This window comes from Lelliottia nimipressuralis (genome assembly GCF_004115925.1).
Classification (GTDB): Bacteria; Pseudomonadota; Gammaproteobacteria; order Enterobacterales; family Enterobacteriaceae; genus Enterobacter; species Enterobacter nimipressuralis.
Genome location: NZ_SDDX01000030.1, coordinates 71,727 through 80,398, shown reverse-complemented (window position 1 = coordinate 80,398; position 8,672 = coordinate 71,727). Strand labels below are relative to the sequence as shown.

Below are 8,672 nucleotides of genomic sequence, written 5' to 3'. Positions count from 1 at the left end.
GGAACTGCCAGGCATCAAATTTAGCGTGCTGATATGGCTCAGTTGGTAGAGCGCACCCTTGGTAAGGGTGAGGTCCCCAGTTCGACTCTGGGTATCAGCACCACTTTATACGTGGTTGAAGTTCGGCAATAGTAAAAGAATTTGTCTGGCGGCTTTAGCGCGGTGGTCCCACCTGACCCCATGCCGAACTCAGAAGTGAAACGCCGTAGCGCCGATGGTAGTGTGGGGTCTCCCCATGTGAGAGTAGGGAACTGCCAGACATCAAATAAGTGAAAAGGCCATCCGCAAGGATGGCCTTTTTGCGTTTATACATCGAAATATCAGACGAGAACGTTGCCAGACACCTTTTGCCCGGCAACCAAATGCCACCGGGCAACTATCATTGATTAATGAATCACCTGTGACAAAAATGCTCGCGTTCTTTCAGATTTCGGATGAGCAAAAAACTCTTCCGGTGCAGCCTGTTCGACAATTTCCCCGCGATCCATGAAGATCACCCTGTCTGCCACTGTTCTGGCAAAGCCCATTTCATGCGTGACACAGAGCATTGTCATTCCCGATTGTGCCAGACCAATCATCGTATCCAGCACCTCTTTAACCATCTCTGGATCGAGCGCTGAAGTCGGTTCATCGAACAGCATAATTTTAGGTTTCATGCACAAGGATCGCGCGATAGCGACACGCTGCTGCTGCCCCCCCGATATCTGTCCGGGGAACTTATTCGCATGTTCAGCAATGCGTACCCGTTCCAGATAATGCATCGCCAGCGCCTCAGCTTCTTTTTTAGGCATCTTTCTAACCCAAATAGGCGCCAGTGTGCAATTCTGTAATACCGTCAAATGGGGGAACAGATTGAAATGCTGGAATACCATACCCACTTCCTGGCGGACTCGTTCGATATTGCGAATATCTTCATCCAGCTCAATTCCATCAACAACGATGCGCCCTTGTTGATGCTCTTCAAGATGGTTAATACAGCGAATCGTCGTAGATTTACCTGAACCTGACGGGCCGCACAGGACGATACGTTCACCTTGCTTTACCTTCAGATTGATATCTTTCAGGACATGAAACTGCCCGTACCATTTATTAACGTTTTCCAGCGTAATCATCGCGTCAGCGGGGGTCATCGTTATTTTGCTCATAAATTCCTCAATGCGGCGTACGCCCGGTATTAAAGCGCTTTTCCAGATGCTGGCTATAGCGCGACATACTGAAACAGAAAATCCAGTACACAAGTGCTGCAAAAACATAGCCTTCGGTTGACATTCCCAGCCAGGCCGGGTCGACTGTGGCCTGCTGAACACTACTGAAAAGATCAAACAATCCAATGATGATCACGAGGCTGGTATCTTTAAACAGGGCGATGATAGTGTTCACCAGCCCCGGAATAACCAGCTTGAGCGCCTGGGGTAAGATCACGAGTCCCTGGGTTTTCCAGTAACCAAGTGCCAGCGATTCAGCAGCCTCATACTGACCTTTTGGCAGCGCCTGAAGCCCGCCGCGAACCACTTCTGCAACATACGCTGACTGGAATAACACGACCCCCACCAGGGCGCGGATCAGTTTGTCGATCGTGGTGCCTTCCGCCATAAACAGCGGCAGCATCACCGAGGACATAAACAGAACGGTAATCAGCGGTACACCGCGCCAGAACTCGATAAAGATCACCGACAGAATGCGTACCACCGGCATCGTTGAACGACGACCCAGTGCCAGCAAAATACCCAACGGCAGCGCCCCGGCGATCCCAACAGAAGCGATGATCAGGGTTAACGTCAGCCCACCCCACTGGCGTGTTTCTACACGCTCCAGCCCCAGTATTCCCCCATACAGTAACAACCAGACAATCAGCGGATACACCACTGCCCAGCAGGCAATATAGCGACCACGACGCGGCAGACTTTTAAAGAACATCGGTGCGATCGACAGCAGGCCGACAACCAGCGCAAGATTGATGCGCCAGCGTTGATCGTGTGGATAGAGACCATACATAAACTGGCCGAAACGCTCATGGATAAAGACCCAGCAGGCACCGGCCTTGGTGCAGTCAGCCCGCGTAGAGCCTACCCAGTTTGCCTGTAAAAACGCCCAGTTCAGCAGGGGGGGAATCAGCACCCAAATCAACCATAAACTGACGATCGTCAGGAGACTGTTGCTCCATGAGGAGAACAAATTCTTGCGTGCCCAGGCGATGAAGCGCCAGCTTCCGGCGCTGGACGGGCGTGAGGGCTGTGACAATACGGCTTTTGTCATCATGGTTCCTTAGCGCTCAACCAGGGCGATGCGACGGTTATAGATATTCATCAGCAGTGAGATCGTCAGGCTGATAATCAGATAGACGGACATGGTGATGGCGATAGTCTCGATAGCTTGCCCGGTCTGGTTAAGCACGGTTCCGGCGAAAAGGGAAACCATGTCGGGATAACCAATGGCAGCCGCCAGCGAGGAGTTTTTGGCAATATTAAGATACTGACTGGTCAGCGGCGGGATGATCACGCGCAAGGCTTGCGGGATGATCACCTGACGCAGGGTCACCGGATTTGGTAATCCGAGTGATCGCGCGGCTTCGTGCTGCCCATAGGGTACTGCCTGGATACCGGAACGAATGATTTCGGCAATAAATGCGGAGGTATAAATCGACAGCGCCAGCGTCAGCGCCGCAAGCTCTGGGATCAGCACCATCCCACCCCGGAAATTAAAACCACGCAGCTGTGGAATATCCCAGTGCAACGCAGCACCGAAAGTCCAGTGTGCGAGCAGCGGTAAACCCACAATCAATGCAACGCCTGCTGGCCATGTTCTGCGAAGTTGCCCGGTTTTGATCTGAAGTGTGCGGTTATAGCGAAAGAGCCCAATCGTAATGGCGATAGCAACAACGATGGCTGCCATGAACGCGTACAGCCCTTCGCCCGCCAGCGGCGAGGGAATATAGAGACCGCGATTACTCAGGAAAAACAGATCCCAGGCATCAACGGCCTGGCGCGGGCCGGGTAAATTGCGCAGTACGGCGAAATACCAGAAGAAGATCTGCAGGAGGGGCGGAATATTGCGAAACGTCTCAATATAAATCGTCGAGAGTTTGCGTAATAACCAGTTCTCCGAAAGGCGCGCAAGTCCGAGGAAAAAGCCGAGAAACGAAGCAAACACAATACACAGCGCAGAGACCAGAAGCGTGTTCAGCAGGCCGACCAGAAACACTCTTCCGTATGTGTCTCCCTCTTGATAATCAATCAAGTGCTGCACAATGCCAAAACCAGCGCTGCGATCCAGGAAGGCAAAGCCCGAAGTAATGCCGCGATTGCTCAGGTTGGTAACAGTGTTATGAATTAAATAAACCGCGACGACCACGACGGCGACAACAGCGATTATCTGGAATAGCCAGGCGCGGACCGCGGGATGAGAAAAGGAAAGTTTTCCTTTTACGGCTAAGCGGCGATGGGACATAAAGAAACCTCGGTAACCATGACTCTGGACTGGGCACCACAGATGCGGTGCCCGTTACAGCTAAAAACTTAACGTACCGGCGGAGCGTACTGAATGCCGCCGTTGTTCCAGAGGTTGTTCTGGCCACGTTTGATCTTCAATGCACTTTCCGATCCCACGTTGCGCTCGAAGATCTCTGAATAGTTACCGACGTGTTTAATGATGTTATAAGCCCACTTGTTATCCAGTTTCAGATCTTTGCCGAAATCACCCTCTTTACCCAAAAGGTGCGCCATATCTGGTGTTGAGGGATTAGCGGCTTTTTCATCGACGTTTTTCGAGTTGATGCCCATCTCTTCGGCGTTCAGCATAGCGAACAGCGTCCAGCGAACGATGGAGAACCAGTCTTCATCGCCACGGCGTACGACCGGGCCGAGAGGTTCTTTCGAGATGACTTCTGGCAGAACAATCCATTCCGCCGGGTTGCTCAGTTTGATGCGCAGGGCATACAGTTGAGACTGGTCTGACGCCAGCGTATCGCAGCGTCCAGACTCCAGCGCTTTAGCGGATTCATCAGAGCGGTCGAAGGTGACCGGCGTGTATTTCATGTTGTTGGCTTTGAAATAGTCGGCGACATTCAGCTCGGTGTCAGTGCCTGCCTGAATACAAACAGTCGCCCCGTCGAGCTCTTTGGCGCTCTTCAGTCCCGCCTTGTTGTGGGTCAGGAAGCCGATACCGTCATAATAGGTAACGCCGGTGAAGGACATTCCCATGCCCGCGTCACGCGATGAAGTCCAGGTGGTATTACGAGAAAGCATGTCCACTTCGCCAGACTGCAGAGCGGTAAAGCGCTCTTTCGCCGTCAGAGGGGTGTATTTTACTTTGGTGTCATCCCCGAAGAGGGCTGCTGCAACGCCACGGCATACATCGACATCAATACCGGTGAACTTTCCGTTCGCATCGGCATAGGAGAAGCCCGGTAACCCATCACTGATACCGCACTGTACAAAACCTTTCTTTTTAACGGCATCCAGCGTTGTGCCGGCATGAGCTTGTCCCGCTACAGCAAACAACATGCCCGCTGCGGCCAGGCTGGCTAACATCGTCTTTTTCATAATGCATCCTGTGTGGCGAAATTTATCGTTATAGAAAGTCGTTTTAAAACGCTTTTACCTGTCTGTGGCGTTGGCCGACGTTTATAAAGCAAACGTAATGCCAGTTTTGCGTTCGGCTGAAAAAGAGAGAATTGAACGCATAATGCAGAGTGTAGACAGGGATAAATAAATCGAGCGCCCCGAAATGGTGCGAAATCACAACCTACGCCACAAATCAGAGCAAAAGTTGTTAGCTCGTGAGTTAATTCCGGATGGTAGTTTCTGGCGTGAATATTGGCAGGATATTTAATGTAATTGAATTGTGATAAGTATCACGCTGGGAAATGAAATTAAAAAGACGCGACAAAAAAGATGTGAGAAGAATCAGATATTAATAATGAGACGCAGTTGTAAAAGGGGAGTTTTTTTAACGTATCAGGAGATCAATGCACTGGTTTGAAGCAAAAGCGCGGGAGCACCGCGCTTCTGCAGGAAAGCATTATTTCGTTAATGCGACGATACCCAGCGTCAGGCCAGCGACAGCGGCGGCACCACCGGCGATTGCCCCTGCAGTTTCCCAGTTATCCTGGGTTGTGCCCTTCATACAGGTGTTGGTATGAACCAGACGGCCCTGATCGTCATACACCGGCACACACGGAGAGTCGTGCGCACAACCGGCAAGAAGCGCAGCGAGAGTTGCAACGCAAATGAATCTTTTCATGATGTTACCTCAGAATTAAAACTGGCTCGCTATAAAACCAATAGGGTATTTATCGAGCTGATGGTCATTTTACCACTTCAACTATCCACAACAGCAGGGTGAATAATCTCAAATTATGTGGATTGTAAAAATCATGGAGAAAAAAACAGAACGGCATGAATTTATGGAGTAAGTATGGAACGAATAATAGATTTTACGCCGGGAGGAAGTTAACGATTATTCGCAGGCATAATAATACAATGATAATTTGCGTGCTAATGTTCTGTGTAAAAGAATAAGAAAAGGCGCCGGATGACGCCTTTATCTTTGTTTTACTTCTTGATTCGATTAAACCGTCGTCTGACGACCACGAAAAATACGGGAACGAAGAAGATAGCCAGAAGCGTTGCTGAGAGCATGCCGCCCATGACCCCCGTGCCCACGGCATTTTGCGCGCCACTGCCCGCGCCTCGGCTGATTACCAGCGGCAGTACACCGAGCACAAACGCCAGTGACGTCATCAGGATGGGGCGCAAACGCATACGGGATGCCTCAAGGGTGGCTTCGATAACCCCTTTACCTTCTTTCTCCATCAGGTCTTTCGCGAACTCTACAATCAGAATGGCGTTTTTCGCGGAGAGCCCGATGGTGGTGAGAAGCCCAACCTGGAAATAGACGTCATTGTTCAGCCCGCTTAACGAAGCGCCAAGCAGCGCACCAATTACTCCCAGTGGCACGACCAGCATAACGGAGAACGGAATCGACCAGCTCTCATAGAGCGCAGCCAGACACAGGAACACCACAATCAGCGAAATGGCATATAGCGCAGGTGCCTGATTGCCAGAGAGCCGTTCCTGATATGACATTCCCGTCCAGTCGTAACCGATACCGGAAGGCAGTTTTTGCGCCATACTTTCCATCATCGCCATCGCTTCTCCCGAGCTCTTACCCCGCACGGATTCACCCACAATTTCCATCGAAGGCATACCGTTGTAGCGCTCAAGGCGCGGTGAACCTGAAATCCAGCGCGACGTGCTAAACGAGGAGAAAGGCACCATTTCGCCGTTGATACTGCGAACGTACAGGTTATTGATATCACCCGGCAACATACGGAACGGAGCGTCAGCCTGCGCATAGACTTTCTTCACACGACCATGATCGATAAAGTCATTCACATAAGTCCCACCGAGCGCGGTTGAAATCGTCTGGTTGATATCTGATAGACTGACCCCCAGCGCCTGCGCTTTCTCCTGGTCCACATCCAGTTTGAACTGCGGGGTATCTTCCAGCCCGTTAGGGCGCACACGTTCGAGCAGGTCTGGGTGCTCTTTCGCCATACCAAGCAGCTGATTACGTGCTTTTGTCAGCTCGATATGCCCAAGGTTTGCCTGATCGATAAGTTCGAAGTCAAACCCGGTAGCCGTGCCCAGTTCGATAATTGCAGGCAGGTTGAACGGGTAGACCATCCCATCCTTAATGTGACTGAAGGCTTTAGATGCGCGACCGACAATCGCGGCGACCCCGTTTTCAGCCCCCGGGCGTTCATCCCACGGTTTCAGGCTGATAAATGCCATGCCGGAGTTTTGCCCCTGGCCGCTGTAGCTAAAACCGTTAACCGTAAAGACCGATTCGACGTTGGCCTTCTCTTTGGTCAGATAGTACTGCTGCACCTGATCCAGGATCTGCTGCGTTCGGGTTTGCGTGGCACCCGCGGGCAGCTGGACCATGGTCATGAATACGCCCTGATCCTCGTCGGGTAAGAAGGAGGTTGGTAAACGTAGGAACAACACCGCCATACCAGCAACAATCAGCACATAAACCACCAGATAACGTCCGGTTTTGCGTAAAATGCCGCTCACGCTGTTGCTGTAATGGTCCACGCTTTTATCGAAGACGTTATTGAACCAGCCAAAGAAACCGCCTTTCGCGTGGTGCTCTTCCGCTGCGGGTTTCAGCAGCGTGGCGCAGAGGGCAGGGGTCAGGATCAAGGCAACAAGGACGGAAAGCGCCATTGCCGAAACGATGGTCAGGGAGAACTGACGATAGATAGCACCGGTGGAGCCGCCAAAGAAGGCCATCGGCACGAACACCGCTGAAAGCACCATCGCGATACCAACCAGCGCGCCCTGAATTTGCTCCATCGACTTCTGCGTTGCTTCTTTCGGCGGCAGCTTATCCTCCGCCATAACACGTTCGACGTTTTCCACGACGACGATGGCGTCATCGACCAGCAAACCTATCGCCAGCACCATGCCAAACATTGTCAGGGTATTGATGGAAAACCCAAATGCGCCCAACACCGCAAAGGTACCCAGCAACACGACCGGTACGGCAATAGTTGGGATGAGCGTGGCGCGCAAGTTTTGCAGGAACAGATACATCACCAGGAAGACGAGGATAATCGCTTCGAACAGGGTTTTGACCACTTCATGAATCGAAATTGTCACGAACGGCGTGGTGTCGTAAGGGTAGACAACCTTCAGCCCCTGCGGGAAGAAGGCCTGCAGTTCGGCCAGTTTGGATTTAATGGCAGCGGCTGTGTCCAGCGCGTTGGCGCCTGTCGCCAGCTTGATGCCCAGACCGGTGGCCGCCTGGCCGTTAATCTTGGTCACCATGTTGTAGTTTTCGCCGCCAAGCTCAATACGGGCCACATCTTTCAAATGCACCATTGAGCCGTCCTGATTCACTTTCAGTGTGACTTTGCCAAACTCTTCCGGTGTTTTCAGGCGCGTTTGCGCAATGATGGAGGCGTTAAGCTGCTGGCCCGGAACCGACGGCGTTCCGCCTAACTGACCGGCCGCAATCTGGTTGTTCTGGGTTTTGAGCTGATTAATTACATCCAGCGGTGTCAGCTGATACTTATTCAGGGCATTGCTGTCGAGCCAGATACGCATCGCGTACTGTGCGCCAAACATCTGAACATCGCCCACACCGGAAGTTCGGCTGATGGTGTCTTTCACGTTAGACGCAACGTAATCGGAAATATCATCCTGGGTCAGGTTTTTGTTATCAGACACAAAACCCGCGACCAGAAGGAAGCTGCTGCTGGATTTTTTCACGCCGATCCCTTGCTGCTGAACTTCCTGCGGCAGCAGCGGCATCGCCAGCTGAAGTTTGTTCTGAACCTGTACCTGCGCGATATCAGGATCGGTGCCTGACTGGAAGGTCAGGGTAATGGTCACGTTTCCCGCGGAATCACTGGTGGAGGACATGTACATCAGATTATCGACACCGTTCATGTTCTGTTCGATAACCTGCGTCACCGTATCCTGCACCGTTTGTGCGTCCGCACCAGGGTAAACGGCTGTGACGGCAACAGCGGGTGGCGCAATCGTGGGATACTGAGCCACGGGCAGTTTGAGAATCGCCAGCCCACCCGCAATCATCAGAATGATGGCAAGTACCCAGGCAAAAATCGGCCTTTGAATAAAGAAGTTAGCCATTGATTATTC

General features: G+C 51.9%; 6 protein-coding genes, 1 tRNA gene and 1 rRNA gene. 2 read left to right on the top strand and 6 right to left on the bottom strand.

Annotated elements, in window-relative coordinates:
- Positions 1-27 precede the first annotated feature (27 nt).
- Both ETG88_RS20840 and rrf read left to right on the top strand, forming a co-directional pair.
- A tRNA-Thr gene (locus tag ETG88_RS20840) sits at positions 28-103 on the top strand.
- Between the two features lie 41 nt (positions 104-144).
- Positions 145-260, top strand: a 5S ribosomal RNA gene (rrf, locus tag ETG88_RS20835).
- Positions 261-386: 126 nt separating this feature from the next.
- On the opposite strand, the gene ETG88_RS20830 is transcribed toward rrf, so the two are convergent.
- The 6 genes from ETG88_RS20830 to ETG88_RS20805 form a co-directional block, all read right to left on the bottom strand.
- Positions 387-1,145, bottom strand: a complete 759-nt coding sequence (locus ETG88_RS20830; RefSeq protein WP_100778666.1) for an amino acid ABC transporter ATP-binding protein — start codon at positions 1,143-1,145, stop codon at positions 387-389.
- 7 nt (positions 1,146-1,152) lie between these two features.
- Entirely contained in the window at positions 1,153-2,256 is a 1,104-nt protein-coding gene (locus ETG88_RS20825) for an amino acid ABC transporter permease (protein ID WP_129036312.1), read from the bottom strand.
- 9 nt (positions 2,257-2,265) lie between these two features.
- On the bottom strand, positions 2,266-3,447 hold the full coding sequence (locus ETG88_RS20820; RefSeq protein WP_100778668.1) for an amino acid ABC transporter permease: 1,182 nt from the start codon (positions 3,445-3,447) through the stop codon (positions 2,266-2,268).
- A 68-nt stretch (positions 3,448-3,515) separates the two neighbouring features.
- Entirely contained in the window at positions 3,516-4,541 is a 1,026-nt protein-coding gene (locus ETG88_RS20815) for an amino acid ABC transporter substrate-binding protein (protein WP_107702739.1), read from the bottom strand.
- 478 nt (positions 4,542-5,019) lie between these two features.
- A complete protein-coding gene (locus tag ETG88_RS20810; RefSeq protein ID WP_015960684.1) occupies positions 5,020-5,241 on the bottom strand; it encodes a lipoprotein in 222 nt (73 codons plus the stop codon).
- 311 nt (positions 5,242-5,552) lie between these two features.
- Positions 5,553-8,663: an efflux RND transporter permease subunit gene (locus tag ETG88_RS20805; RefSeq protein WP_129036310.1), complete on the bottom strand. Its 3,111-nt coding sequence runs from the start codon at positions 8,661-8,663 to the stop codon at positions 5,553-5,555.
- Positions 8,664-8,672 lie beyond the last annotated feature (9 nt).